This window comes from Leifsonia sp. NPDC058194 (assembly GCF_042883605.1).
Taxonomy (GTDB): domain Bacteria; phylum Actinomycetota; class Actinomycetes; order Actinomycetales; family Microbacteriaceae; genus Leifsonia.
This window is the reverse complement of the sequence record NZ_JBHVVL010000008.1, coordinates 15518-40706: the sequence shown is the minus strand read 5'-3', so window position 1 is coordinate 40706 and position 25189 is coordinate 15518. Positions and strand designations below refer to the sequence as shown.

44 protein-coding genes are annotated in these 25189 nt (G+C 62.5%); 42 read left to right on the top strand and 2 right to left on the bottom strand.

Annotated features, from left to right (window positions below; translation table 11 throughout):
* The first annotated feature begins 728 nt into the window (after nt 1-728).
* A complete protein-coding gene (locus ACFVU2_RS21300; RefSeq protein ID WP_387878768.1) occupies nt 729-1025 on the top strand; it encodes a hypothetical protein in 297 nt (98 codons plus the stop codon).
* Between the two features lie 167 nt (nt 1026-1192).
* A complete protein-coding gene (locus tag ACFVU2_RS21295; RefSeq protein WP_387878766.1) occupies nt 1193-2545 on the top strand; it encodes a tyrosine-type recombinase/integrase in 1353 nt (450 codons plus the stop codon).
* Here ACFVU2_RS21295 and ACFVU2_RS21290 read toward each other — a convergent pair.
* Nucleotides 2478-2765, bottom strand: a complete 288-nt coding sequence (locus ACFVU2_RS21290) for an ImmA/IrrE family metallo-endopeptidase (protein WP_387878770.1) — start codon at nt 2763-2765, stop codon at nt 2478-2480. The two genes, ACFVU2_RS21295 and ACFVU2_RS21290, sit on opposite strands and share 68 nt — an antisense overlap.
* Nucleotides 2766-2856: 91 nt before the next feature.
* Nucleotides 2857-3246, bottom strand: coding sequence for a helix-turn-helix domain-containing protein (locus ACFVU2_RS21285; protein ID WP_387878763.1), 390 nt, complete (start codon nt 3244-3246; stop codon nt 2857-2859).
* A gap of 115 nt (nt 3247-3361) precedes the next feature.
* On the opposite strand from ACFVU2_RS21285, the gene ACFVU2_RS21280 reads away from it, so the two are divergent.
* From ACFVU2_RS21280 to ACFVU2_RS21085, 40 genes are all read left to right on the top strand, one after another.
* On the top strand, nt 3362-3565 hold the full coding sequence (locus ACFVU2_RS21280; protein ID WP_387878760.1) for a hypothetical protein: 204 nt from the start codon (nt 3362-3364) through the stop codon (nt 3563-3565).
* Nucleotides 3562-3795, top strand: coding sequence for a helix-turn-helix domain-containing protein (locus tag ACFVU2_RS21275; RefSeq protein WP_387878758.1), 234 nt, complete (start codon nt 3562-3564; stop codon nt 3793-3795). Before ACFVU2_RS21280 ends, ACFVU2_RS21275 begins: the two co-directional genes overlap by 4 nt.
* An 82-nt stretch (nt 3796-3877) precedes the next feature.
* Nucleotides 3878-4711, top strand: coding sequence for a phage antirepressor KilAC domain-containing protein (locus tag ACFVU2_RS21270; RefSeq protein WP_387878756.1), 834 nt, complete (start codon nt 3878-3880; stop codon nt 4709-4711).
* Nucleotides 4708-4875, top strand: a complete 168-nt coding sequence (locus ACFVU2_RS21265; RefSeq protein ID WP_387878755.1) for a hypothetical protein — start codon at nt 4708-4710, stop codon at nt 4873-4875. Before ACFVU2_RS21270 ends, ACFVU2_RS21265 begins: the two co-directional genes overlap by 4 nt.
* Nucleotides 4876-5067: 192 nt before the next feature.
* A complete protein-coding gene (locus ACFVU2_RS21260; RefSeq protein ID WP_387878752.1) occupies nt 5068-5406 on the top strand; it encodes a hypothetical protein in 339 nt (112 codons plus the stop codon).
* A 121-nt stretch (nt 5407-5527) separates the two neighbouring features.
* A complete protein-coding gene (locus ACFVU2_RS21255) occupies nt 5528-5653 on the top strand; it encodes a hypothetical protein (protein WP_387878751.1) in 126 nt (41 codons plus the stop codon).
* Entirely contained in the window at nt 5650-5826 is a 177-nt protein-coding gene (locus tag ACFVU2_RS21250; RefSeq protein ID WP_387878749.1) for a hypothetical protein, read from the top strand. The genes ACFVU2_RS21255 and ACFVU2_RS21250 overlap by 4 nt, the downstream gene beginning before the upstream one ends.
* Nucleotides 5823-6047, top strand: coding sequence for a hypothetical protein (locus ACFVU2_RS21245; RefSeq protein WP_387878747.1), 225 nt, complete (start codon nt 5823-5825; stop codon nt 6045-6047). Before ACFVU2_RS21250 ends, ACFVU2_RS21245 begins: the two co-directional genes overlap by 4 nt.
* Nucleotides 6044-6376 (top strand): hypothetical protein, encoded by a 333-nt coding sequence (locus ACFVU2_RS21240; protein WP_387878744.1) that lies wholly within the window; start codon nt 6044-6046, stop codon nt 6374-6376. The genes ACFVU2_RS21245 and ACFVU2_RS21240 overlap by 4 nt, the downstream gene beginning before the upstream one ends.
* A 202-nt stretch (nt 6377-6578) precedes the next feature.
* A complete protein-coding gene (locus ACFVU2_RS21235; RefSeq protein ID WP_387878742.1) occupies nt 6579-7067 on the top strand; it encodes a hypothetical protein in 489 nt (162 codons plus the stop codon).
* Nucleotides 7064-7222: a hypothetical protein gene (locus tag ACFVU2_RS21230; RefSeq protein WP_387878740.1), complete on the top strand. Its 159-nt coding sequence runs from the start codon at nt 7064-7066 to the stop codon at nt 7220-7222. Before ACFVU2_RS21235 ends, ACFVU2_RS21230 begins: the two co-directional genes overlap by 4 nt.
* Nucleotides 7219-8067, top strand: a complete 849-nt coding sequence (locus ACFVU2_RS21225; RefSeq protein WP_387878739.1) for a PD-(D/E)XK nuclease-like domain-containing protein — start codon at nt 7219-7221, stop codon at nt 8065-8067. Before ACFVU2_RS21230 ends, ACFVU2_RS21225 begins: the two co-directional genes overlap by 4 nt.
* Nucleotides 8064-8279: a hypothetical protein gene (locus tag ACFVU2_RS21220; RefSeq protein WP_387878737.1), complete on the top strand. Its 216-nt coding sequence runs from the start codon at nt 8064-8066 to the stop codon at nt 8277-8279. Before ACFVU2_RS21225 ends, ACFVU2_RS21220 begins: the two co-directional genes overlap by 4 nt.
* Complete coding sequence (locus ACFVU2_RS21215; RefSeq protein ID WP_387878734.1) at nt 8276-8833, top strand: hypothetical protein; 558 nt, start codon at nt 8276-8278, stop codon at nt 8831-8833. Before ACFVU2_RS21220 ends, ACFVU2_RS21215 begins: the two co-directional genes overlap by 4 nt.
* Nucleotides 8830-9108, top strand: coding sequence for a WhiB family transcriptional regulator (locus ACFVU2_RS21210; RefSeq protein WP_387878732.1), 279 nt, complete (start codon nt 8830-8832; stop codon nt 9106-9108). The genes ACFVU2_RS21215 and ACFVU2_RS21210 overlap by 4 nt, the downstream gene beginning before the upstream one ends.
* Complete coding sequence (locus ACFVU2_RS21205; RefSeq protein WP_387878729.1) at nt 9105-9506, top strand: hypothetical protein; 402 nt, start codon at nt 9105-9107, stop codon at nt 9504-9506. The genes ACFVU2_RS21210 and ACFVU2_RS21205 overlap by 4 nt, the downstream gene beginning before the upstream one ends.
* Nucleotides 9503-9994, top strand: coding sequence for an HNH endonuclease signature motif containing protein (locus ACFVU2_RS21200; RefSeq protein ID WP_387878726.1), 492 nt, complete (start codon nt 9503-9505; stop codon nt 9992-9994). The genes ACFVU2_RS21205 and ACFVU2_RS21200 overlap by 4 nt, the downstream gene beginning before the upstream one ends.
* Entirely contained in the window at nt 9991-10473 is a 483-nt protein-coding gene (locus ACFVU2_RS21195) for an HNH endonuclease (protein WP_387878723.1), read from the top strand. The genes ACFVU2_RS21200 and ACFVU2_RS21195 overlap by 4 nt, the downstream gene beginning before the upstream one ends.
* Nucleotides 10474-10736: 263 nt before the next feature.
* Nucleotides 10737-10889: a hypothetical protein gene (locus ACFVU2_RS21190; RefSeq protein WP_387878722.1), complete on the top strand. Its 153-nt coding sequence runs from the start codon at nt 10737-10739 to the stop codon at nt 10887-10889.
* Nucleotides 10889-11629, top strand: coding sequence for a hypothetical protein (locus ACFVU2_RS21185; RefSeq protein WP_387878719.1), 741 nt, complete (start codon nt 10889-10891; stop codon nt 11627-11629). Before ACFVU2_RS21190 ends, ACFVU2_RS21185 begins: the two co-directional genes overlap by 1 nt.
* Nucleotides 11629-12276, top strand: a complete 648-nt coding sequence (locus tag ACFVU2_RS21180; protein ID WP_387878717.1) for a hypothetical protein — start codon at nt 11629-11631, stop codon at nt 12274-12276. The genes ACFVU2_RS21185 and ACFVU2_RS21180 overlap by 1 nt, the downstream gene beginning before the upstream one ends.
* The gene (locus ACFVU2_RS21175; RefSeq protein WP_387878714.1) at nt 12276-12572 is read left to right on the top strand and encodes a hypothetical protein; all 297 of its coding nucleotides are present in this window, start codon (nt 12276-12278) and stop codon (nt 12570-12572) included. The genes ACFVU2_RS21180 and ACFVU2_RS21175 overlap by 1 nt, the downstream gene beginning before the upstream one ends.
* Before the next feature lie 104 nt (nt 12573-12676).
* Nucleotides 12677-12967: a hypothetical protein gene (locus tag ACFVU2_RS21170; protein ID WP_387878712.1), complete on the top strand. Its 291-nt coding sequence runs from the start codon at nt 12677-12679 to the stop codon at nt 12965-12967.
* 384 nt (nt 12968-13351) lie between these two features.
* Nucleotides 13352-13717, top strand: a complete 366-nt coding sequence (locus ACFVU2_RS21165; protein WP_387878709.1) for a hypothetical protein — start codon at nt 13352-13354, stop codon at nt 13715-13717.
* Nucleotides 13714-13917, top strand: coding sequence for a hypothetical protein (locus ACFVU2_RS21160; RefSeq protein WP_387878707.1), 204 nt, complete (start codon nt 13714-13716; stop codon nt 13915-13917). The genes ACFVU2_RS21165 and ACFVU2_RS21160 overlap by 4 nt, the downstream gene beginning before the upstream one ends.
* Before the next feature lie 247 nt (nt 13918-14164).
* On the top strand, nt 14165-14368 hold the full coding sequence (locus ACFVU2_RS21155) for a hypothetical protein (RefSeq protein WP_387878705.1): 204 nt from the start codon (nt 14165-14167) through the stop codon (nt 14366-14368).
* Nucleotides 14365-14589: a hypothetical protein gene (locus ACFVU2_RS21150; RefSeq protein WP_387878703.1), complete on the top strand. Its 225-nt coding sequence runs from the start codon at nt 14365-14367 to the stop codon at nt 14587-14589. Before ACFVU2_RS21155 ends, ACFVU2_RS21150 begins: the two co-directional genes overlap by 4 nt.
* Nucleotides 14586-15248, top strand: a complete 663-nt coding sequence (locus ACFVU2_RS21145) for a hypothetical protein (protein WP_387878700.1) — start codon at nt 14586-14588, stop codon at nt 15246-15248. Before ACFVU2_RS21150 ends, ACFVU2_RS21145 begins: the two co-directional genes overlap by 4 nt.
* Nucleotides 15245-15502: a hypothetical protein gene (locus ACFVU2_RS21140; protein WP_387878697.1), complete on the top strand. Its 258-nt coding sequence runs from the start codon at nt 15245-15247 to the stop codon at nt 15500-15502. The genes ACFVU2_RS21145 and ACFVU2_RS21140 overlap by 4 nt, the downstream gene beginning before the upstream one ends.
* Nucleotides 15503-15916: 414 nt before the next feature.
* Nucleotides 15917-16114, top strand: a complete 198-nt coding sequence (locus ACFVU2_RS21135) for a hypothetical protein (protein WP_387878696.1) — start codon at nt 15917-15919, stop codon at nt 16112-16114.
* A gap of 66 nt (nt 16115-16180) precedes the next feature.
* Nucleotides 16181-16483 carry a hypothetical protein gene (locus ACFVU2_RS21130; RefSeq protein ID WP_387878693.1) on the top strand — a complete coding sequence of 101 codons (303 nt, stop codon included), beginning with the start codon at nt 16181-16183 and terminating at the stop codon, nt 16481-16483.
* A gap of 780 nt (nt 16484-17263) precedes the next feature.
* A complete protein-coding gene (locus ACFVU2_RS21125) occupies nt 17264-18796 on the top strand; it encodes a terminase large subunit domain-containing protein (RefSeq protein WP_387878692.1) in 1533 nt (510 codons plus the stop codon).
* Nucleotides 18797-18801: 5 nt separating this feature from the next.
* Nucleotides 18802-20199 (top strand): phage portal protein, encoded by a 1398-nt coding sequence (locus tag ACFVU2_RS21120; RefSeq protein ID WP_387878690.1) that lies wholly within the window; start codon nt 18802-18804, stop codon nt 20197-20199.
* Nucleotides 20200-20210: 11 nt separating this feature from the next.
* The gene (locus ACFVU2_RS21115; RefSeq protein WP_387878688.1) at nt 20211-20966 is read left to right on the top strand and encodes a hypothetical protein; all 756 of its coding nucleotides are present in this window, start codon (nt 20211-20213) and stop codon (nt 20964-20966) included.
* Between the two features lie 83 nt (nt 20967-21049).
* Nucleotides 21050-21544 carry a hypothetical protein gene (locus ACFVU2_RS21110; RefSeq protein ID WP_387878685.1) on the top strand — a complete coding sequence of 165 codons (495 nt, stop codon included), beginning with the start codon at nt 21050-21052 and terminating at the stop codon, nt 21542-21544.
* A gap of 31 nt (nt 21545-21575) precedes the next feature.
* On the top strand, nt 21576-22799 hold the full coding sequence (locus ACFVU2_RS21105; protein ID WP_387878682.1) for a phage major capsid protein: 1224 nt from the start codon (nt 21576-21578) through the stop codon (nt 22797-22799).
* A gap of 74 nt (nt 22800-22873) precedes the next feature.
* Nucleotides 22874-23314 carry a Gp19/Gp15/Gp42 family protein gene (locus ACFVU2_RS21100; RefSeq protein ID WP_387878681.1) on the top strand — a complete coding sequence of 147 codons (441 nt, stop codon included), beginning with the start codon at nt 22874-22876 and terminating at the stop codon, nt 23312-23314.
* A gap of 161 nt (nt 23315-23475) precedes the next feature.
* Nucleotides 23476-23646 (top strand): hypothetical protein, encoded by a 171-nt coding sequence (locus tag ACFVU2_RS21095; protein ID WP_387878678.1) that lies wholly within the window; start codon nt 23476-23478, stop codon nt 23644-23646.
* Nucleotides 23647-23904: 258 nt separating this feature from the next.
* Nucleotides 23905-24270, top strand: coding sequence for a hypothetical protein (locus tag ACFVU2_RS21090; protein ID WP_387878676.1), 366 nt, complete (start codon nt 23905-23907; stop codon nt 24268-24270).
* Nucleotides 24271-24311: 41 nt separating this feature from the next.
* Entirely contained in the window at nt 24312-25145 is an 834-nt protein-coding gene (locus tag ACFVU2_RS21085) for a hypothetical protein (RefSeq protein WP_387878674.1), read from the top strand.
* Nucleotides 25146-25189: the final 44 nt, after the last annotated feature.

Genomic DNA, 25189 nt, shown 5'->3' with positions numbered 1-25189 from the left:
TCTGGTGGCTCCGACCGGCATCGATCCGGTGACCTTTCGATTTTCAGTTGAACGGAATGGTACGATTGTACTTGCGAAGCTGCGAAATGTGCATATAGAGTGTGCATACGTGAGCACAGCAGTGCACCTGCTCGCAGGTATTCGGGTACACCATCCGGGTACACCAAGAAGGGAGAGTCGATGTGTGAGGCGCATGATCCGAAGCCGTGGGTGAGTACCACTGGCTTCCGCACTGCGGTTCAGGCGTGGCACCCGATCTACGGGCTGTCTACCTACCGACCGCGTTACTAACCCGAACCAAATAGTGAAGGCCCCGGGGTGGAGCCCAGGGCCTTCGCGCCGATCCAGTTAGGAGCTGGTCGACATGAGGAAGTTTACTCACCTCGATCGCAGAAGAACGCAGCACATCGGAGTCCTGAGTGATGGCCGGTGGAGCGCGCACGGGAGATTAGCGGTACGGGCGACGGAGCCCGCCCAGAGTACGGAGGTGGTTCCGATCAACAGAAGACTTCGCGGGGCACAGCGCCCCGCATCACGAAAGGCGGCGTGATGGCCAGGCAGCGATGGCGAGCAGTTTGTGATGACTGTGATTGGCGAGCGGCGCAGACGGACCCTGGGCGCGCTTCGGCAGAGGTGCGCCTGATGACTCATCAGCGCAACGCGCATCCGCTGCACGGGCATGTTGAGCCTGTGTACGATCCTGCGGATTCTGAGACAGGAGAGCACTGATGGACAAGCCGAAGTGGAATCGCACCCTGGAGCCATACGCGCGTCTCTACGCCGAGCACCTGGCGCAGATGGAGGAGCGGCTCCGTGCAATGAGCGAGGAAGAGTTCAACGAGTTCGAGACTGCAGTTGCGCAGCCGAGTCAGACCAATGTCTGGTGGGCGACCTACCGAGCGGCCCGGCTCATCGATCCGCTGGTCCGGGATGAGCGGCGGCGACGTAATGAGCTTGTCAGCACCCCAGACCTCGAATCGGCGGAGGGTCATGGCACCCGAGAAGGAGAAGGATCAAATGGATAAGCCCAACACGGACCTATGGGGCGTTCTGGTTGAAGGACCAGTCGTCCAGACCTTCCCCTCCAAAGCGCAGCGCGACCATTGGAGCCGAGCCATGCAGAACTTCTGGGGCAAGAAGCCCATTTCGGTCTCGCGCGCAACCCCCGATAGTCGATGGGTTGAGGAGGGTCATGGCACGCGGGAAGGGTGAAGGGGCTACCAAGCTACCAAGGGGATTCGCGGGTTTCCGGGTTCCCGCTGACGACACCTTGCCGCTCAAGTATTACCAAGTCTGGCTCGAGCTACCCCCGCACGCGGGGAAGCGCAGGAAGACCCCGATCCGGTCGAAGAGCCCCACCGAGTTGATGATCAAGCTCGAGCAGAAGAAGGCCGACCTGCGCGAGCGTGGCGATCTCTACACGAACGACATGACCGTGCAGGCATGGTTCACGTACTGGTTCGAGAACGTCGTGAAGAAGGAACGCCGCCCATCCACGATCCGCGGGTACTCATCCGTGATCTTCGGGCACATCATCCCCACAATCGGGACGATCAAGCTCGAGAAGCTCACCGCGAACCACATCCGCGAAGTAGAGCGGACGATGCTCGCCGGCGGGGCAACCTCCACGTACGCGCTCAACGCGCACCGCATCATGTCCCGCAGCCTCGAGATCGCGATGCGGGAAGGTCGTGTCGGGCGGAACGTGGCGAAGCTGATGGACGCACCCCGCAAGGAGCGAAACGATCAGGAGGCGTTCGAGCTCGAGGAGGTGGTGCAGGTTCTCGGTCACATCGCTGACGACAAAGTCTTTGGCGCACGCTGGGCGACCGCGCTCCTCACCGGCGCCCGAAGGGGTGAGGTCATCGGTCTCGAGCGGGACCGAGTAGGCGAAGAACTCGACCTGTCCTGGCAACTCCAACGCATCATCTGGGCACACGGATGCGGGCTCCCGAAGGAGAAATGGCCAAACGGTCGGGCGAAGTACCCGTGCGGAAACCGGATCGCGCACAGCTGCCCCAACCGTCGCCTCGACGTACCCGCCGACTACGAGTACCGACACATCGACGGTGGCCTCTACTGGACTCGACCCAAGTCGAACGCGGGATGGCGGATCCTGCCGCTCGTGGACCCTCTGCGGTCTATCCTCGAGCGACACATGGCCACCCAGCCGGACAACCCCTGGGGGCTCGTATTCACGTGGGTCAACGACAAGAACCAAGTCCGCCCGATCGACCCTGATCAAGACACGCGTCTGTGGCGTACCGTCCTCGCAGACACCGGTATCGAGAAGGATGTTCCCCTTCACGGCCTGCGCCACACGGCTGTCGATTTGCTCTACGAAGCCGGCGTGGACGAAGACCTGATCCCGCTCATCGTGGGGCACTCCGACCGGGCAATGTCTCGGTCGTACAAGACACGGTCAAAGGCGCAGCAGGCCCGCATACGGCGGGCCCTCGAGCAGATGTCGGCGCTGGTCAACTCGCCAACCGGTGCACGTTCAGGAACACCCGCAGCAATCGAGTCGACACACCCAACTCCATAGCGAGCCGATGAGCGTCCGGGCACCACCTCATCGTGTCCACGCATTCGTCGTAGTCGATCATCTTCTCGGCTGCCGCACGATCCGCCAACACTTCATGTTTGGGGCGGTCGTCGCGGTGGCCGAGTTTTGCGTGGGCGAGTTCGTGCGCCAGGGTGGACCGGTCGTGGATGGCTCGCATTCCGGATCGGATGACGATCAGGTTGTGGTCTGGTAGCCACATTCCGTTGTCGGTCCTGATGGGCCGGTGTATGACCTCGATCCCGCGTTCTTCTGCATCTGCGTAAGGGTCATACCCGCCCACCTTGCCTCCCCTATTGGAACTGCTCGTCCTGCTCGCTCTCCTCGGTCTTCGGGTGAGCTGCCAATGCGACATCGCTTTGGCGTAGCTTGTCGAGCTCGTCCGCGTCCATCTCGCGCGGATCCTTCTTCTCTTCGTTAGTAGAAGATGTAGTCGACCCCGCCGACATTCGTTCCGCTCGAGCCATTGCGCGGTCGACCAGATCCCTGGCGGGGATGTCGAACGCGTCCGCCAATGCCGCGATCTGGGTCACGTTGATGTCCCGGTCTCCCTTGAGGACGTGCTTCAACGTCTCGTAGTTGATGCCTGAGATGTCGGCGAGTTGTTTCTGCGTCAGCCCTTTAGCTGCGCGCTCTGCTCGGATCTCTGCGGCTAGTGCGAGGTTATGCGTTCCCTTTTCCACTGGGTCAGTTTAGCCATGCCATGGGGACATGTGTGCCAAAAAGTGCCCATCTGTGCTTGTGTGGGTACGTGTGTACCTGTAGTCTGCACGTATGTACTTAAGAACTCGGGACGAGATGGTCGGCCAGAAGATCGCCGCGACCATCCGTGACAACCACTACGACAAGTCTGTCGTAGCAAAAGCCGCCGACATGACGGTCACTGCTCTGGACGAGCGCCTCGAAGGAGGTGCCTCGTTCAGTTTCGAGCAGCTGATCGCGGTCGGCGGCTTTCTTGCGTTGTCGGTCCCCGACCTGTTTGAGGAGGTGGTCACCACGTGACCCGCAAGACAACCACCGTAGAGCCCGCTGAAACTTCGGCTGAGAAGAAGGCGTACACGTACGACGAACTCGCCGAACTGGTGGGCCTCTCCCGAAGAACGATCCGCAACCACGTCGATGCCGGGAAGCTCATCCCCACTTTCCCGACCTCGGAGCCGCGCTTCACGGCCAAAGAGGTTGAGCGGTGGATCAAGTCCTGGCCTGTGAAGCCGCCGGCGAAGACGTCCTGAGATTCACCCGAAGCTGCTCAGTCCCCCTAAACGAAGAAACGCCCCCGCTGGAACGAGGGCGAATCAAGAGAAAGGCAAGGAAGTGCCTGACAACGTAATTGTACCGAGATCCATCCAGGAGTCTCTGGACAGTCTGAAGATCATCACGCTCACGGATGGTGAGGTGTGGTCGGCTCGTGACCTGATGCCCTACGCAGGGTACGAGCGGTGGGAACGGTTCTCCGACGCCATCACTCGTGCGATTGCATCGGTGGACGCGTCCGGTCTGGACGCGTCCGAACATTTTCGCGGCGCCGCGAAATCATCGCCGATGCCGAACGGTGGCACCCGGGAGATCGAGGATGTGCAGCTGACCCGGTACGGGTGTTACATCCTTCTGCAGAACGCGGATGCCCGTAAGCCTGAGGTTGCTCGCGCTCAGCAGTACTTCGCGATTCAGACGCGCACTCAGGAACTCTCACAGCCTGCGTTCGATCCGACGTCGATCGAGGGTGTGCAACTCATCCTGGCTGCGGCACAGACCGCCTTGGCGACCGTGAAGGAGTTGGAGGCCAAGGTCCAGGAGGATGCCCCGAAGGTCGAGTACGTCGACAACTTCCTTGATCGCACCGACGTGATCCTGTTCAAGGTCGCGGCGAGCGAGCTCGGGATGGGTGAGCATGCTCTCCGGAGTGCGCTGCTGGACGCCGGATGGATCACGCGCCGGGAGCTCTGGCACTGGTCGGAGAAGCGGCAGAAGAACGTCCGCGAATACGAGTACTTCGCCGCATCCGCACATCGGGACAAGTTCAAGTCGAAGGAGCAGCTGAACGCTCCCCGGCATCACAACGGGCAGATCAAGACGACGCTCTACATCTATCCCGCCGCGTTGCCTGCCATTCGGCGCCGGCTCACCCTCAAGGCGGTGGCGTCATGACCCGCACCGATCTGATCAACATGATCGCCCGCCGTCAGACGACGGTCGCGTACGCCGACCGGACGGTCGAGTTTTTGCAGGCGTATTCGGGTGCTCTGGATGACCGTTACGGGGTCCCTGTCGATGGCGATGCGCTCGCGATCCTCCGTAGGGCGGTGTCGTGATGCGCACTTTGAGGGTGTTTGCGGCTGGTGTGGTGTCGGCGTCGGTGGTGTCTGTGCTGGTGGCGTCGGTGTGGTTGCACTTGGTCGAACGGAAGGCATTCCGATGAGCCGCCGTCGATCTCATGTCCTCACTCATTGGAACCCGATCATTCGTTGGTTGCGGGGTTCCCGAGCCCTTAGGAGGGCGATCCGATGACCGCAGCGGAGACGATCGCAGCGGCGATCGAGAAGCTCGAAGGGCTCAGGTCCGCTAGCTCTCCAGGGCCGTGGCGTATCGCTACGTCGCCCTACGACGTCGACCTGGTCAGCTGTGAGGGGAGCGCACTTCTCAGCGGCGGCGAAGGTTACGGCTGGTTCCGTGAGGACGCCGACCTCGATGCGGTCGTGACTCTGCATCGCACCCTCGACCCCGTACTCGCGATCCTGCGGGATTCGCTGCGGAACATCGAGGTCGTCGGCGAAGGCCCGCGTGCGCCTCTCGGTATCCCCGAGGCCTTCAACCTCGCTCGCGCGATCCTCGGGGAGTCGTGATGAGACCCGACTACACCCCTCAGGATCCGGGCCCGGCAGGTGTTGCGGTGGTCGCGTTCGTGATCACACTCGCCGTGTTCGTCGCGATCTGTGCCGGTATCGCATGGGCGGTGATGGGCGCATGAACGGGTACAAACCGTTCGGCCCGGACTGGCTACTCATCACCATCGTGGTCCTCGCAGCCGTGCTCGCCGTCATCGCGGTCGTCATGTGGATGTTCCGCCTCACGGGGGTGACGTACGCGTGAAGACCTTCCTGATCACCACATTCCTGCTGGCAGTGGTGCTCGCTTTCGCCGGCGCCCTCACCCAGCAACCCCTCCTCTACCGGATCGGTGGAGTACTCGCCGTCCTACTCATGCTGGCCGCCTACGGGATCAACCAGCTCAACACATACCTGCAAGGAGAAAAAGACCGATGAGCAACCTCAAGACCAACCTGGACCGTGTCCGTGCCGCGAAAGCGATCATGGATGACTTCCTCGCCCCGATGTCTCGCAACCACCCGTTGTTCCCCAAGGGTGACGCGATGCGCGCTGTCGTGAACGCGGACCTGAACGACAGGAGAACCGGCATCACCCGGGAAACCGAAACCACACCGGGCCTCACGCTGGCACTCGACGTCCTGGCAGGTGCCCGATGAGCGACACCTTCACGATCACGGCCACGAAAGTCACGGTAACCGCCCGACTCAACACAGAAGTCATGCACAAGGGTTACGCCACCCAGCCGATCAAAGTGAGCGATGTCGAAGCCACTTTCGAGTGGCGTGATGGGGGATGGAAGCTGCGTGGCTGGCTGACCGTCTACGGGGCACGAGTCAAGAAGAACGGCGAGCTCTACGACGAGTACTTGGACCGATCTGTGACCACCTCATGGAAAACGGGTGAGTTCGCGGGAGAGGACGTGTGGGCGACCGACGTTGTGGACACCATGCGCCCGACGTTCATCCCGGCGGAGTTGAACCGATGAACGACCTGACCCGGAACCTGGCGGACATTCTCTACGGTCCTGAGTTCTCTCACCGTGACCTTCCTCCGAAGACCCCTGCCCCGTCGTGCCCCACGAAGCCCGCGTTCATCGCCCCGGACCCGCATGGGGATGACCTCCAAGCAGCAGGAGACGAACGACGCGACCGAGCCGAGTACACCCCGACCGATGAGGAGCTGTGCTGATGCGAATCCTCACCGTGCGGCAGCCGTGGGCGTGGGCAATCATCCACGGCGGCAAGAACGTCGAGAACCGCGTCCGGAACATCGCCGGCACCTACCGCGGCCCGGTCGCCATTCACGTAGGACTTCAGTACGACGCGGCATGGTCATCACGAGCGCTTGACGATGCGATGCAGGCATCCGGAGCTCGCCTCGGGAACCCGCCGATGCCCTGGTGGAGTGACGAAGGCCACATCATCGGCGTCATCGACATCGTGGGCGGGCACCACGGACCAAACACCGAGTCCTCGCGGTTTCGTTCAGTCCGATCCTGCTTCCAACCGGGCAAGCCCTATGGCGCTTGCTCCGAATGGGCAGAACCCGATGCATTCCACCTCGAACTAGCCCACCCGCGTGCGCTGACGACCCCCATCCCGTATAAGGGCGCACTCGGGCTCCGTGAGCTTCCGGAGACCATCGCCGCCCAAGTGCTCGCGGAGGTCAGGTCGTGATCGAACTGACCACCTGCTTCGAGTGTGACGAGACAGTCCCCGCCGACGAATGGCCCGACCACACCTGCCCCGACCCTGACCACGACCCCGCCGAACCCTGGATGGACCGTGACGTATGGGACGAAGACGACCACGAACAGGAGGACCACGAATGAGCTACACCGGCATTGTTCACGGCCTCGATGAGCGTCTCTATCATTCGGATCCCGCACTCAGCAGCACCGGTCTGGTGAAGCTGTTGCAAGCGCCGGCGAAGTACAAGCACTACCGCGACAACCCCGAACCAGCGAAGAAGGCGTACGACGTCGGATCCGCAGTCCACGGGAAAGTCCTCGGCGTCGGTGCACCTGTGACAGCGATCCCCGCCGAATACCTCGCGGTCAACGGTGCGGCATCCACGAAGGGCGCTCGTGCGTTCATCCAGGGTGCCCGTGATGCGGGGAAGATCCCCGTCAAACAGGCTGAGTACGACGAGATCAACGCCATCGCCGAATCCGTCCTCGCCCACCCGCTCGCACGGTCCCTGTTCGAGCAGGCAGGGCAGGCGGAAGCATCCGTGTTCGCCACCGACCCCGACACTGGTGTGCCCATCCGATGCCGGTTCGACTACCTCCCCGACTTCACCGTCGACGACCCCTGGTGTGTCGACCTGAAAACCAGTGCATCGGATGCGTCACCCGAAGCATTCGCCCGCACCGTCGCGAAACCAGAACTCCGGTACGACGTCCGTCAGGAGCATTACCTGCAGACGTACGGGGTGGCGACGGGGGAGTTCATGGCCCGCATGCGGTTCGTCGTCGTCGAGAAGACCGCCCCTTACCTGGTGGGTGTGTACGAGCTCGCACCCGAATTCGCCGACATGGGACGCCGCCAAATCAGACGCGCCTACGAAACGTACGCCGCCTGTACCGCAGCTGATCTGTGGCCCGGCTACCCCACAACTACTGAACCTCTGCAGCCACCCACGTGGCTGATGTTCTCCGAAGGAGTCATCGCATGAGCACCATCGAAATCCAGACCACCGAGGGCGGACGCCTCTCCTGGGTCGCCATCTACCAGGACAGCGACGATCAGCGTGCCATCCGGTGGGGAGACCAGCTTCTTAGCGGCTTCCGCCGTGGCGAGCCCCGCCCATACCTGCGCATCCTCGATCGTCCCCTCGGGAAGGTAATCGGCGCGTGGCAGGGAGCAGGATACGAGGCCTCCGAATGAACCTCACCGAGAGCATCGCCCCACGTTCGGACCAGCTCAACGCGGACGACCTCATCGCCGGACCAGTCACCGTCACCGTCACCGAAGTGCGCCAGGGGAACGCTGAGCAGCCGGTACATGTCGTCACCGAAGAGTTCGGCAACGGACGCCCGTACAAGCCGTCCAAGTCCATGAGACGCGTCCTCGTCGCCGCCTGGGGTGCAGACAGCACCAACTACGCCGGCCGACAGATGACCCTCTTCCGCAACCCCACCATCCGGTTCGGGAAAGAAGAAGTCGGCGGCATCCAAATCAGCCACCTTTCCAACATAGACGCCGCCCTGAAGATCGCCCTCACAGTCACCCGTGGCAAGCGTGCACCCTTCACCGTGCAACCCCTCAACGGCCGCGACTGGCTCACCGAACTGGAACAGGCAGCCGGGAACCTCGAGGCGATCGGGGCACTCGGACAAGCCGCGAAAGCCGCCGGCGCACCAGACCCCATCATGCTCGCCCTCTCCAACGCCTACCGCGAAGCACAGGCAGCGCAGACCGAGAACGGGGCCGACTCATGACCGCGGACCCGTTCGACCTGATCGCCGTCAACCTGCCCGACGAAACCCCACTCGACTGGATGGCCGCAGCTGCATGCGCCACCACAAACCCCGACGCATGGTTCCCGGAAAGCGGCGAATCACCACGCCCCGCCATACGCATCTGCACCAGCTGCGAAGTCCGAGCCCAATGCCTCCAATACGCCATCGACAACGGCGAGTACTGGGGCACATGGGGCGGACTCACAGCACGCGAACTGCGGAAGCTACGACACGAAACGGGGGCCGCCGCATGAGCCGGTCATGGACGTTCGACCTCGCGTTTGAGCGGGCACCGAAGGGACTGTCCGCGAACGACCGCCCCGGACACTGGTCGGTGAAGGCACGCAGCACCAGCATCGTCCGCACCCTTGTCGCCGCGCATGTGCGTGGCGCCAATGTGCCGGCGCTGAATCGGTGCCGTGTCGACGTCGTCTGGGTGGTCAACACACGCCATCGACGCGACGAGGACAACCTTGCCCCCTTCCTCAAAGCCATCTACGACGGCATCGGAGCGGACAAAGGCATCAGCGCACACGTCGTGCCGGATGACGATCCGGCACATATGGAGAAGGTTGGCGCAACTATTCGGTACGAGCGGGACGCCGTTGCTCACTTCAGTGTGACGATCACCGAATTGGGGGCCGTGTCATGACGATGACAGCGCGCGATCCTTGGATCCGTTTCTGGCCCAAGGTTGATGCCGGAGGCGATTGCTGGGAGTGGCAAGGAGCGGTCCGCCAGGACGGCTACGGCGCCTTCTGGTTCAAGGGGCAGATGACGACCGCACACCGCGTTGCGTACGAGCTGCTGATGGGGCCAATCCCTCTGGGCCTCCAGATTGATCATCTCTGCAAGAACCGGCAGTGCGTCAATCCGGACCACCTCGAGCCAGTCACAGCCGAGCTCAACCGGCGTCGAGGCGAGTACGGGAAGGCGGCGCAGGCTGCGCAGCGTGAGAAGACCCACTGTCCGCAGGGACATCCATACTCCGGAGCGAACCTCTATAGCGATTCGTCCGGAAAGCGTCAATGCCGGACATGCAAGAACGAATGGCAGCGAAAGAAGCGCGGCGCCACCATCCGATACGAGAAGGACGCACAGCCGCACTTCGAAGTCACTGTCACGGAGGTGACCGCATGAGCCGGCCGATGAAGGAGCGTTCGATCGTTCTTCGTCCTGACGAGCAGGAGCGGTTCTGGTTCCTCGTCGAGAAGACTGACAGCTGCTGGATCTGGCGTGGCACACTCCACAACCAGGGACACGGACGGTTCTCCGCGCGCTCGACCATGTACTTCGCACACCGAATCTCGTACGAGATGGTCAACGGTCCGATTCCAGAAGACCTCGTGATCGATCACAAGTGCTGGAACCGAGCATGTGTCCGCCCTGATCACCTCCGCGCGGTCACCCAGATGGAGAACATGCAGAACCTCTCGGGCCCGCACGCGGACTCGAAGAGCGGCGTACGCGGCGTTAGTTGGGATCCCACCAGGAACAAGTGGCGTGCCGATATCTGCGTCAACTACAAGCGGATCGCTCTGGGGCGATTCGACCGGATCGAGGACGCGATCGTTGCCGTCGAGCAGGCACGTGCAGAGCATTTCGGGGTCGTGTCATGACGGCCCCGACGCAGAAGGTACGCGACGCAACATCGCTCCGAGACGGTCACCGGTGCATCGCCGGACCCTCCGGTTGCTTCGGTCGCCTCGAGTGGAACCACCGCGAATCGTCCGGCTCGGGTGGTCGAGGAAGTAAGGCGCCCAAGGTCACGCCGGCGGATGGAGTGATGCTTTGCGCTCATCACAACCAGCTGCTCGAGGCTGACGCGACGTTCCTCCGGACCGGTCTCCGCATGGGCTGGAAGCTCAAAAGGAACCGGCTCATGACCGCAGACCAGGTCCCGTTCTATGACCGCAATCTTGGCGGCTACTTCCTTCCCGACACGGAAGGCAGGGCGCACCCGATGAAAGCTGCGGAAGCGATCGAACTGATCACCGCGGCCGGCGGATACACAACGAAAGGAGGGGTGCGCTGATGCCGAGAATTCGGACGATCAAGCCGGACTTCTGGGACAGCCGTGGGACTGCTGCTGCGTCGCTTAGGGCGCGTCTGTTCTTCATCGCTATGTGGAACTGGGCGGATGACTGGGGTGTTGGTGATGCAAACCCTCGACGCCTGTTGGGCTTCGCGTTCCCCAATGACGAATCTTCCGAGGTTGAACCGCGGAATTTCCGCCGCTTGGCGGAAGAGGTCACTTCCTGCTTCGACGTCGCATGGTACTCGGTCGGCGGCCGTGAGTTCTACTCAATTCCGTCGTGGGAAGAGCACCAGCGGACGGAGAAGAAGGCGAAGCGCTCAAATCCTGGCCCTGATCAGGCAGATTGCATCCTATACCAGCGAGTGGCGGAGATTCCGACGCTCAACCGCGGAAACCGGCACGACGGAAGGGGGAAGGGGGAAGTAGGAAGTAGGAAGGGGGAAGACGATATCTCTCCTGTTAACGAGACAACCTACGTGCGTGGTCCAAACGACAAAGACTGGATTGAAGCTGCGCACGAGGTCGGGATCAAAGACCTGGCCGAACTCCGAAGCACCCTTGCTGACACTCTGATGCGGGACATGAGCCTCCTTGAGGCGTTCGTGTTCGCACAGGAGTTCGGGAAGCTCACCCTGGACCCGATCTCCAACTTGGGCGGGTATGTCGCCACGGCATGTAGGAACACTCCGGAATCCATCTGCGACTTCGACGCACGAGTCGACCTGGGGGTGGCGTGATGAGCAACGAACTGATGCTCGAGGGAATCGCCCCGAAGCCAGCGCCTGAGAAGTACACCGAGCGGGACATGCTCGATCTCCTCCTCGACCGGTACATGGCACGTCGGCCTGGCACATACGCGGACCGGTGGGTGCGGGCCGAACACGTGCGAGCCCGACTCGATGGATACGCCTCCGGCCCGCAGCGGATCGCGGACTTTATTGCCGCGGACAAGTATGCGTCCACGCTGGCGCTCCACGGACACGAGGTGAAGGTGTCGCGCTCCGATTGGCTGACCGAGCTACGCGACCCGACCAAGGCGGAGGCGTTCAAGCGGTACATGCACCACTGGTGGCTGGTCGTCCCGCGCAGAGACATCGTGAAGCCGGACGAACTGCCTGAAGGTTGGGGGCTCATGGTGAAGTCAGGCAAGGGTCTCCGTGCAGCGGTCAAGGCACCGCGACTCAACCCAGAACCTCTCCCGGTTGAGTTGACGATCACGCTCATGTCGGCCGCCGCGAAGACTGCCCATCGGGAGCCGCTTCACCACGATGCGCCGAATGCGTTTGTGGGTTCGTGGTCGCCAACCTGCATGTGGTGCGGGCGTCCATCCCCGTGTTCAGCGCATCAGCCTCGCGCACATGCGCTGACTCTGGGGGTGGTGTGATGAACGTGAAGTTCCCGGACCATGCTTGGGCACGCCTGGTCTCCATCGCCGAGAAGCGAGAGATGAGCGTCTCTGACCTGCTCGTGGAGGCTGCCGAAGACCTCCTCGGCGCACCGCGAAGGGAACGCAAGCGACTTGCCCCCATCGAGCCCACGAAGGTAGCTGAGCTTCACTCTCAGGGCCTGTCTGATCGGCGCATCGCGCTCGTTTTGGACGCATCGGAAGGCGGCGTCCGGTATCGCCGCATCCAGCTTGGTCTTCCCGCGAACGGGAGAAAGGACATCACCAATGTTTGATCAGACCATCACCCGTCCTCCGGCACCTGAACTGTCCCCGATCGAACTGTTGCGGGTGATCGAGTTCGAGAACGGGGCAGACACATTCGAGGAAGCGATGACCGATGCCTGAGCGTCTGTGCCTGCAGTGCAACGAGAGCGAGGACGCGATCCGCGAGTCACAACGGCGACGCGACCCGATCTACTGCGGCGCCGTGGACTACTTCGGAGAGGTCGAGTGGGATCTTCCGCTGCATCGCTTTCGGGATCGGTCCGACCGCGAGCTCGCCAGCCTCCACATCCTGCCGGAGCACTTCAAGGAGTACCGCCGCCTGCTCTCGCCCTGGGAGATCAACGATGCGCACCGCGATGCGGAGTGGGCGGGCGACAAAACACGGGCTAGCGGTGATGCCTGATGAGGTCCCGTATCGATCTGTCTCCTCGTCCTGAGTGGTCACCCACACCAAGAGAACGAACCGACACCCCACCGCCGTGCAAGAAGTCGTGCTGCTGGTCACCGTTCGGTCACAGCACCGCACGCGACCACCTCCCGAAGTGGCACAAAGACGCATGCCACTGCCACACACCCGAACCCACGAAGGAGAACCAGACATGACCTGCGACCAATGCGGCGCGACCGTCGAAGACGAAGCACTTCACGCACGGTGGCATCGCAATCAGACCAGGGCGCTGCGGTTCGCCGCCCTGCCGAAATGCAAACTCTGCAAGGGCAGCGGCCGGCACCCCGGATTGCACAACCAATGCGGTCGATGTGGTGGCTCCGGAAAGGAGATCTACCGATGAGCGACGACTACATGAGGCTGATCGAGGCCGTCCGAGGCCCGTACAAGCCGGATGTCACTCTTGGCGAGTTGGCGGATGCTGTTGAGGCTCTGGTCAAGAATCCGCAGGCGGCTTTCGACGCCTACTGCGCTCGCCAGGACATCCACACCTACCGGGAACTCATCGCCCTGATCGAAGACGTGGACAAGGAACTCGCGACAGCTGAGGCTGAGCGTGACGCGTTGCGGGCACAACTCGACAGCATGAGGACTGAGGAGCGCACCGCGTGGTCCGGTGACTACCTCTCAGACGACGACTTTCGCCAGGTCACGCTACAGCGCCTGGTTGGCCCATGGACTCCGGTTGAGGGGGAACAGGCATGAGCGGCCAAACCATCATCACTAGTCGCGGGCGGGTCGAAGTGCCGGAGCCTGGCGAATATGTCGACCCGAGGAATGGTCAGCGCTACACATTGTGCGGCGTGCTCGGATACACAGTCACCCGCGATGCGTTCGGCGGCGTCATCGGCTTCACGGGCTGGCCCGAGAACTGGGAAGACCTAGTGCCCGAGGGGGAGCGGTGAACATACCAGACGAAGTGATGCGGAAGGGTTGGCGAGATTACACGGGCGGCGTAGACCCTGCCGACCTCCCGGCCAGCTGGCAAGCATTTATCGCTGGTGCTGAGTGGGCACGGAAGGAAGCACTCGCCGGGTGGGCTGACTGGATCGAATCTCGGGACGCCCATGTCCCGGGAGTGACCGTTGAGCAAATCGTGGCTGCGCTCCGATCAGGACGCGAACCATTCGGAACTTCGCAAGGAGAAGAACAGTGAGCGCCGCGAAGGATGCATGGGAAGTCTGGTACGACAACCCCGGTTGGTCGGGAACGACACCCGAAGAGGACTTCATCGCCGGGTACGCAGCAGGCCGCCGTCAGGCTCTTCTGGATGCTCATGCCCTCTGCACCACAACCACGGATGCGGGCGCGATCAACCGACTCATCGAAGCAGAACGAACGGAGGCGGACGGATGAGTGACACCGACCCCGACCTTCCGGGAGAGCGAGCCTCATTCGTCCCCGCGACGGGCGAAGCCATCGAGTACTCGAGACCGCGACCGCGTCACGTGATGCTCATCCCGAAGTCCATCGAGGAGCAGCGCAACATCCACCACAACCAACTTCGATACGCCGAGCTGCAGAAACTTCGCGCCGGCCAACCCAACCTCTACAACGAGACGAGGTACCGCAATTGACCGACACTGCTCCGCTCCTGACAGCGGTCGAAGCACTCACCAAACCCGTAGTCGAGAAAGTTCGGCAGTTCGACGACGACGGCAACCACCTCAAAACCTGGACCGTCGAACACGCACCACTCCTCGACCAGTTCCGTGACGCGGTCATACCGTCCAGCAACACCGCTGCCGGGTCCTCAGCGCTCGCCTCAACCCGCAACATTCTCGATTCGACCGCACTGTACGAGTACGCGAAGATCGCGTCTCAGACGGCCGACTGGTGCCGCATCATCAACGTCACCGCCGTGAAGGACGCGAGACTCAACCTGGTGCACTGGCTGCCCCGCTTCTCGAAGCTCAACAGCGACCCCGAAGCCGCAGCCTGGTACATCACCCAGCTGCACGGATGGACAAACCTGATCCGCGCACACATGGACCCACCCCGCCGGCGTAGCATCACCTACCCGTGCCCGATCTGCGGTAAACGATCCTGGACCGGTCCTGACGGGGAGGGCGGAACATGGCCCCTCGAACTCCTCTACCGCCTCGACGACAACGACAAACCCGTCATCCTCTCCGCCATCTGCAAAGCCTGCAACCCCGTCACCACATGGACAGGACACGACGCCGTCGAAGAACTGATCGGAGAGCTGGAGGAAAAGGGTAACGTGAGCGCATGAGCGATATCCCAAAACGGTTCCCGCCGCCGCTCGCCCGACACACCACCGATTCAAACGGGTTGAACCGCCCGGTAATGGAGCCGCCATTCGTCGAGTGTGGGCAGACGGTGACTCTCCGCGGAGTCGGTCTGGTCACGTGCATCCGCCGCAAGGGTCACCCCGTGGCGATGAACTACGGGCACTCGAACGGATACGAGGAATGGCTGTTCGATTCAGCCGACACGCCAACCGGTGGAGATACCGCCCACGAATGACAACCATGTCATTCTGCGATAACATGTGAGTGCCTTCCAGAAGTCCGCCTAAAACCGGACAGGAAGCCACCAACCACGAGAAGCCCCGACCGGAAACGGCGGGGCTTTTCTCGTTCCAGCGGCCCACAGTCGCGCGCCCCGACATCAGCTCGGATGACAAACACTCAGGACCACAAACCTGACCCACCACCAATCAGGCCACCAAACCTGACCACGTCCGGGTGTGACATCAACCAGGGGGTCGACCACACCCGGCACCCATTCCGTTCCTGGACCCGACTCACCCCCCAACACAGAACAGGGCCGAAGACTCCTCACCAAGCGCGCCACCGTGCAGGCGCCAAGCGCGACCGGACCAGCCCCAACGTTCACCACAGTCGGGCCCAGGACGGAACCAACCAACGGAGGTGCGAAATGCCCATAGCTCTCGGCCCCGCCTTCGAGACCGCCGTCCTCACCCTCGCCGGAATAGACCCCACCACCATCGACCCCGGCAGCCTCGACATCACCCTACTCAACCCCGCCGGCGACACCACCGTCCGCTGCACACTCGTACTCAGCGTCAACACCGACGCAGTCAAGGCAGCCATGAAGAACGCACTCGAGGCATAAGCCAGAGGAACTCACACCCGGTTTGGTGGCTTTTAAAGACATCAAACGCCCGCAATACTAGGGACCATGACAATGCCGGCCGCGTTCACCAAGCCCGCCAACCCTCGCCTAGCGAAGGTATTCGACGAAGCGATCGCGCGCGGGCATCAGATTCGCTATGCAGACGAGACTCAAGTCGCCGTTTTCCAACGCAACGAGCTCGGATGCATGGGCCTCATCCTTCTCATCATCATCGGACTACTGACCGCATTCATCGTCCCAATCATCCTGCTCGTCATCGGAGCCCTCAGCCCACGCGGACGAGTCATCACCTACACGGTGAAACCGAACGGGAAGATCAAGAAGAAGTCACGAGCGGCACGCCAGTAGCCCTCGCCAGATTCGCCGCTCGGAGGGCAACGTGTCCACTCCGATGCACAACGCGAACGGGCACAGGAGACGTGAAGTCACCGCCCGCGTCAAGACAGAAGAATCCCGGTGTGCCCTCTGTGGCGAACCCGTAGACCCCTCCCTCACAATGACCCCCGGGGGGCACGGCAAACGATGCCCAGGGGGGACATGCACAGGATGCATCCCACACCCAATGCGCGGCGAAGTAGACGAAGACATCCCCCGCTCACGAGGCGGCTCACCCTATGACCGCTCCAACTGCCATCTCCTCCACCGCGCATGCAACAGGTGGAAGTCGACGATGACGCTGGCAGAAGCGAGAACCAAGCTCCACGGCCAACAACCGAGCACCGCACCAGTTACTGCATCACCGATCTGGTAATGAGCCACGAGCAACAACACCCCGGGCACCCTGCACCAACAAGCAACGCGACACAGCGACTCGTTTCGATAACGACACGGGCAACCGCCTAGAACACCAAGAAGCACATCCGACACGCCAGCAAATGCACCAGGGCACCCACCCCTCCCCCCGGGCCCGACGGCCCACCCACGGCATAGGGCCTTTTCACACACGGATCTTTTCAGCTCGGGGGAGGTGAGCCGGCGTGGCTCGAATCGATGATCTGAAGCGTGCTCGTGACGTGATGTGGGAGTCGATTGAGGCTGCCGATCCTGACAAGCGGGCGCCTCTGATGAATCAGTGGCGTGCGCTCGAGTCGACAATCGCGGATCTCGCCGCTAAGTCTGAGAAGGCGGGTGACCCGATTGACGAAATCGCCGCCCGTCGAGCTTCTCGGGGAGGCGCCACCGCGCGCATTGGTCGAGCCGGTCGGGGGACGGGCTAATTCGTGGGAAGACGTCGCTGATCTTTCAGAGCAGGCCGGAATCGTTCTTGACGGCTGGCAGGAGATCATCCTGCAGGCTGCGATGGGTGAACGGTCTGACGCTACGTGGGCTGCCAAGCGTGTGGGCGTCTCCGTGCCGAGGCAGAACGGCAAGAGCCAGCTGCTCGTAGCTCGAGCGCTCGCAGGCGTGCTGCTCTTCGGTGAGAAGAAGATCGTTATCTCGGCGCATCAGCAGGACACCGCGCGGGAAGCGTTCTCGAAGATGGTTGAGATCCTCGACGCGGACGGTAACGGATGGTTGATGGATCGCGTCAAGCCGAACGGCATCATGAACGCGATCAACCGCGAGGCGGTCAAGTTCCGCAACGGCGCCACCATCCAGTTCAAGGCGCGCACCGGCTCCGGTGGCCGAGGGTTCTCCTCAGACTGTCTGCTGCTTGACGAGGCGCAGCGGCTGAAACGGCCGGCATGGGTTTCGATCAACTCGACAATGTCGGCAATGCCGAATCCGCAGGTCTGGCTTCTTGGTACTCCTCCCACACGGGAGGACGTTGAAGGACAGATGGGCGAGGTGTTTGAGAGCATCCGTAGGGCCGCGATCGATGGGACTTCGACGGCTGCGGCGTGGGCTGAGTGGGGCGCCGACTCGGGACACCCGGATTTCGATCCTGCTTCCGAGTACACACGGTGGGTCGCGAACCCGGCGTGGAACACACGCATCAATCACGAGATCGTGCAGGGCGAGTTTGAGTCGTACACGACTGAGGAGTTCGCTCAGGACCGTCTTGGAATGTGGCTGTCCGATCTGGGGTCGGTAGGCACTAGAGCGGTCTCGGCTGACTCTTGGGAGCGAACGGGGATCGCTGCGGCTCCAGCTACAGAGGGTGTGCGCGTCTTCGGGGTTGCGTTCTCGGCGGACGGGATGCGACTTTCTCTCGCTGGCGCGTTGAAGCATTCAGATGGGATCCATGTGGAGCTCGTCGATGCATACGCCGGCGCGATCGATGGCGGGCTGGCACCGCTCGCCGACTGGTTTGCCGAGAAGGACGTCGACGGCGTTCCTCGTTGGCGGCGATCCGCTTCGATAGTTCTCTCCGGTGCTGCTGGCGCACAGGTGTTGAAGCAGCTGCTGATCGAGCGCCGTGTTCGTGAGAAGCGAATCCAGATCGTGAACACCCCCCAGTACCTGCAGGCGTGCGGGATGCTCGACGACGCAATGAAGGGTGAAGGCGACATCGCCGTCACTCACCTTGCTGCTGATGGTCAGGCCGCACTTGATGCGTCCGTTTCGGTTGTGGACAAGGACAAGCGCGGCGGGTGGAAGGCAACCACACCAGACGGAGACGAAACCCCGCTCGAAGCGGTCAGCTTGGCCCTCTGGGGGGCGAGAACTTCAAGACGAACGCCGCAAGGCGACAGCGAGCGGAAGGCGGTCATCCTTTGAACGAGGTGAGTACCGTCTTCGTTGCGCCTGCCGTTGATCTGGGGACCGATCAGCCTCTTCTGCAGCAGCTGGTGAATGTGTGGCTGGCCAAGCATTCACGCAACACGATCAGGTCGGTCTACTACGACGGTGAAGCAGCGCTGAAGGACTTTGGAATCGCCGTGCCGCCGTCGATGACTCGAGTTGGTGCTGCGCTCGGCTGGGTTGCAAAAGGCGTCCACGCGGTGACCGACCGCTCCGAGTTCGAGGGTTTCGTCACCGCCTCTGGTGGCGACGATCCGTTTGGGCTTGACGAGATCCTTGACGACAACCGGTTCATCTACGAGTTCCCTGCTGCCACTGTCTCCTCGGCAGTCCACGGCTGCTCGTTTCTCACCGTGTCGCAGGGCGCGACGGGCGAACCGGACGTACTGATCATCCCTCGCGCGGCCGAAAACTCCGCAGCGATATGGGATCGGCGGCGACGTGATCTGAAGGGCTTCCTCTCGATCACCGATGTCGATGTAAACGGTGTTGTTTCGCAGATGATCATGTACACGCGCGAGCGCATGTACACCCTCGATCGTGACTCTTCCGGATGGAGCACGGATGTTGCTCTAAACCCTCTCGGTCGAGTACCCGTTGCGCCGCTGGTGCATAAGTACGAGCTTCGCCGGCCGCTCGGCCATTCGCGGATCACGCGGGCAGCCATGTACTACTCTGACGCCGCGCTTCGTACGATCCTTCGGAGCGAAACGTCAGCGGAGTTCTACTCTGCAGACTCGTACTGGCTGTTCGGCGCTGACGTGACGAAGTTCGTTGGCGATGACAAATGGTCGGCGGTCATGGGGCGCGTGAAGGCGCTTGACATCGAAGACGGTGACGACAAGCCCGACCTGCACCGATTCAACGGCGCCTCCCCACAACCTCACGTCGATCAGTTGCGTATGTGGGCGAACCTGTTCGCTGATGACCAGGACATGGAGGTGAAGTTCGCCGACGCATCGAATCCATCGAGCGCCGACGCAATCTTCGCCGCCAAGGAGACGCTGATCACCACGACTCGTGACGCCAACAAGCTGTGGGGCCGCGGAGCCGTGGAGGCTGCGCAGATGGCCGTCATGCTCCGGGATGGACTGAGTGAGGTTCCGCGGGAGATGAAGGCGCTGCGTGCACAGTTCACTGACCCTGCGATCGTTTCGCCATCCGCTCGTGCAGACGCGTTCAGCAAACTCTCCGCGAGTATCGCCGGTTTCGGAACGTCCGAGGTGGGTATGGAGTACGCGGGTCTCACGCGTGAGCAGATCGTCCGGTTCCAGGCCGAACAACGCCGCGCGTCGGTTGGGTCCCTCGTTCAGTCGCTGCGGGACACCGTCGCGAGGCCGTCCCCTGGCCAACCAGCCGTCTCTGACACAGCCGGATAGAGGTGTTGCCTATGCCAACGATGCAAGACATCGAGGCGTACAGGGACACCCTCACTGCGTTGTCGACGCGCGCTGTCGACGATGTCGGATTGCTCCTGGCAGCGGTCGGAACAGACGGGGACCCGGTCAAGATTAGGGATCTACTCATTGATGCTTTCCCCGCAGTGATCCAGCCCTATGTGACTGCTTCAGGGGAGTTGTCAGCCGCTTGGTATGAAGACCTTCGGCATGCGGCGGTGGGCGGGGAGTTCTACGCCACAACAGTCGCTAACCTGAACGCCGACCAGATGGCGGCATCCGTTCGATGGGCGGTTGGCCCATTGTTCGGTCAGTCCAATTCCACGGTCCTGGCTCTGCTTAGTGGGACGACTCAGCGTGCCGTCGCTGATGCCGGCCGGAACACGATCGACACGAACGCGCGCAAAGACGTCGTGTCAACATCCTGGTCGCGGGTGGCGCGGCCCGGTGCATGCGAATTCTGCACGATGCTCGCCGGCCGCGGTCCCGTGTACCGGTCAGAGGATGCCGCTGGTGTCGCGATCGGTCGAGGCGTAGATCCCTCACGGGCTTTCGACGAGAGCGGTAGCCGCAAGGTTGGCGGAATTGGGCAAGGCGTGAAGGCGCGAGGGAAGCAAGCTCTCGCACACGAGTATCACGACGACTGCCACTGCGTCACCAAGCCGACCTTCTACACCCGGGAGACGTACACGTACTCGGTCCGCGGTTACCCCCGTACCGAGAGTGTTCTCGTTCCGATCCCCGACTGAAGACTTCCACGGTTTCTTCCGTGGCGGTACGCGACCGTTTCGCGGCTCACGGGCGACGGCCCTCATACGGAAAGGGGCTCAGCGTGTCTGAGCAGACGGACAGCACCACTGTCACGGAAGAAGCCAACTCGCAGCAGCAGGAACAGGCGAAGGGGTTCGAGGCGATCACGTCTCAGGAGGACTTCGACAAGGCCATTCAGGCGCGCATCGCGAGGGAGCGCGCGAAGTTCGCGGATTACGACGAGCTGAAGACGGCAAAGACCGAGCTCGACACCATCCGCGAGTCGCAGAAGACCGAAGCAGAGAAGGTCCAGGAACGGCTCGACGCCGCCGAAAAGCGGTCGGCTGAGCTTGAAGTCAAGGCCACCCGCGCTGAGGTAGCCGCCGCCAAGGGAGTCCCCGCGGAGCTGCTTTCCGGCAGCACCAAAGAAGAACTCGAAGCGGCCGCAGACGCGCTCATCAAATTCAAGGGCGACACCCGTTTCGTCGCCGCCGGCGAAGGCAGCCACGTGGAGAACCTGAGTGGTTCACCCGAGGACCAGTTCGCCGGGTTCCTCCAGCAGCAGCTCGGCAAGTAGTCGAGCGCCAAACCCATAAGGAGAGACCACAATGGTCGCCGCAACTCTCGCAAACCTGCCCAGCGCAGTACTGCCGCCCACCGTGGCAGGTCCCATCTTCGACAAAACCAACGAGGTCTCGGCCGTTCAGCAGCTCGCACGCAAGGTGCCACTGTCACTGACCGCCAACACCGTCGTCCCTGTCTCCATGGACATCCCCGTCGCCGGCTGGGTGTCTGAGGGCGGATCCAAGCCGGTCGGCTCGTCCGCATTCGGCATCAAGCAGATGTCGGGCAAGAAGCTCGCGCTGCTCGTCCCCTTCTCCGAGGAGATCGTCCGCACCAACGCTGCCGGTGTCTACGACCAGCTGCAGCAGGACCTGCCCACGGCGCTCGCTCGCGCGTTCGACTACGCGGCGATCCGCGGCCTTGACCTGCGCACTGGCGGTGCGGGGCCGTTCGCGGACTACCTCACCAAGGGCGCGAACACCGTCGAGCTCGGAACCACCTCGCAGGCCAACGGCGGTATGTACGCCGATCTCGTGAAGGGTGAGCAGCTTGTCGCACAGGCTGGCTTCGACTTCTCCGGCTTCGCGGGCGATCCGCTCCTCAAGCCGACGCTGAAGCTCCAGACCGACACGACCGGCAAGCCGCTGTGGGTGTCGGACCCCACGCTCGGACTCGGCAACGGAAACCTCATCGGCTACCCCGCGTACTACAACCGCGGCGTCTCCGGCGCCTACCGCCGCTCCGGCGACCGCGTCCAGGTCGTCACGATCACGGGAACCCCGACCGGCGGTACGTTCTCTCTGAAGATTGGTGGGCTGACCGCTCCCGGTATCGCGTACAACGCGGCCACCTCTGCAGTCCAGACTGCGATTCGCGCGCTCAGCCCGCTGTGGTCGGCGGCGACGGTCACCGGCTCCGCTGGCGGCCCCTACACCATCACCCTGTCGCCGGTCGGTGGCCCCGCTGCACCGATCTACGCGGACGGCTCCGCCCTCACCGGCGGTACCGCGCCCGCAGCTGTGGTGGCACAGTCTCCGGCGATCGACACCAAGCTCCGTGCAATCGGTGGCGACTGGTCGCAGGCGGCTTGGGGTCAGGGCATGGACATCACCGTGAAGGTGTCGACGGAGGCTTCCTACGTCGACGAGGCCGGTACGACGCACTCCGCGTTCCAGGAGAACCTGGTGCTCCTTCTCGTGGAGGCGTACTTCGGCTTCGTCAAGTCGGACTCTGTCGGAGCGTTCACCGCCTACACGGATGCCGTCTAAACAACACCTTCTAGGGGTGGGCTTCCGTTTCTGGCTAGCCCACCCCTATCGGTAACACTCGGAGGAGGATCCCGATGTCTTGGACTGACCCATCCGACGTGACCGACGCTTGGATCGGAGAGGACGCGCCGGCAGATCCGATCAAGACTCAGACGTGGATTGACAAGGCGGAACGAGAGGTCAAGTACCGCGTCCCGGACATTCAGTCCCGCATTAGTGCTGAAGCGGCAGAGAGCCCAGCGCGCCAGGATCTTCAGCAGACCGCTATCGATGTGGTTGTTGCGATGGTCACCCGGGTTTTCCGCAACCCAGAGGGTATCCGGCAAGCAAACACCACCACAGGACCAATCACAGACTCGGTCACCTACGGCGGAAACACTCCTGGTGGACTTGGACTGACCGAAGATGAGCTCGCGAAGCTTCAGGCCCGCACTCAGGGCGCCTTCACGATCTCCCTCATCCCTCCAACTTCGCCGTTCTCCCCGGACTACGTGGGCGGGGTGAATCTGCTGTGACCCGCGCGGTCAGTGAGGAAGTCCTGTGGGCTGCACACCAGGCTGGCGCCACCGATACCCACGGAAACCCAACGAACGAATGGGGCACTCCTGTCCCGGTTTCGATTTACGTCTTCGCCCCAGGGTCAACCTCTGAACTTCGGGAACCTGGCTCCGACCGAGTGATCGTCGAGCCCACGATCTACGCACCGTCCACCGTGGTCTTCGACGCACAGGATCGGGTCACCGCTCGCGGCGACCTGTACGAAGTCGAGGGCGAAACCCGACAGTGGCGGCATCCGAACAAGAACCACAAGGTCAACGTCATCACGCTGAGACGTGTGGAGGGCTGAAACGATGGTCGGCACACGGGTAGCGCTGAAGATCTCCGGGATCCGCAAAATCATCAAGGGACCCGAAGTCACTTCGGAACTTGCCAGGCGGGCGAAACGAATCGCCGCCGCAGCCGGAGAAGGATTTGAGGCCGTAGTAAAGCCAGGCAGGTATACGGCGCGCGCGTTTGTGCAAACCAGTACGCAGGAAGCGGCAAAGAAGGAAGCCGATACCAAGGTACTCACGCGAGCTTTGGACGCCGGCCGATGACGGCACCAATGGTCCTCGACGATGTTGAGGCGATGGTCGTCGCGTTCCTCGATGCGCGTGTGACACAGCCGGTTTCGACGCGGATCCCAAACCCTCGACCCGCCACTTTTGTTCGTGCTTGGCGCACAGGTGGGTCAGCGGTGAACCGCGTACTCGAGCAGGCGCAGATCACCGTTCAGGGGTGGGCGTCGGATGACGTTTCTGCAGGTGACCTGACCCGACAATGCCGCGGCTCTCTGTTCAACGACTACACGGCAATGCCGCTCGTCAAGCGCGTCGAAGAGGTCGCCGGTCTCTACTACGACCCAGACCCTGAAACCGGGATATCCCGATACTCGTTCACCGTCTCCCTGATGGTGCGCGCCCACCGATAACCAGCCGGCCATGACCGGTTACTGACGAAAGGGAAACCACTATGGCCGTAAACGCCGCAAACGCCCGGATCTTCGGGTCTGACCTGGATGGCATCAACCTGGCCCCGATCGGTACGCCTCTTCCGGCGTCGATCAATGCTGCCCTGGACGGAGCATTCGAGGATGTCGGTTGGCTCCACGAGGACGGCATCAAGGAGGCAGCTACCGGCTCGAAAGAGGTTGTCCGGGGCTACCAGGGTGCGAAGGTCGTTCGCTCTCGTGTGAACGAGCCGGGCACGACTATCGACTTCACCGCGCTCGAGTCGAAGCCGCAGACGAAGTCGCTGCGATACAACGAGAAGTCGGTCACCACGGTCGCCGGTGTTCGACAGGTCACTCGAGGAGCCGGGCAGACGGTCAAAGCCCGTGCTGCCGTGATCTGCTTCTACGACTTCGACAACACCACGATCAAGGAGGTGTGGGCTATTCCACGCCTCGAGATCGTTCCGAACGGTGACCGCGAGTACGTCAACAGCGACATCGCCGGCTTCCCTTTCCAGGGGGAGATCATCGGTGACTACTACGTCTTCGAGGGCGCAGGAACTGTCACTGGCACTGGCTGGACGGTGACGATCTCCGGTACCCCGACTGGCGGCACGTTCACAATCCAGCTCAACGGCGCCACGACAGCACCGATCGCCTACAACGCTGCTGGCGCGGCTGTCGCTGCTGCCCTCAACGCACTGTCAGGTGTCACTGGCGTGTCGGGTGTCACTGGCACTGGTTCTGCCGGTGGCCCGTTCTCGCTGACCTTCCCGGCCGCGGCCGCACTCGTGGCAAACGGGTCCGCCCTGACGGGCGGCACCAACCCGGCCGTCACTGCGACCACGCCGTAACTGCGTGGCCCGGGCGGGTAATCGATGGCTCGATCCGCCCGGGC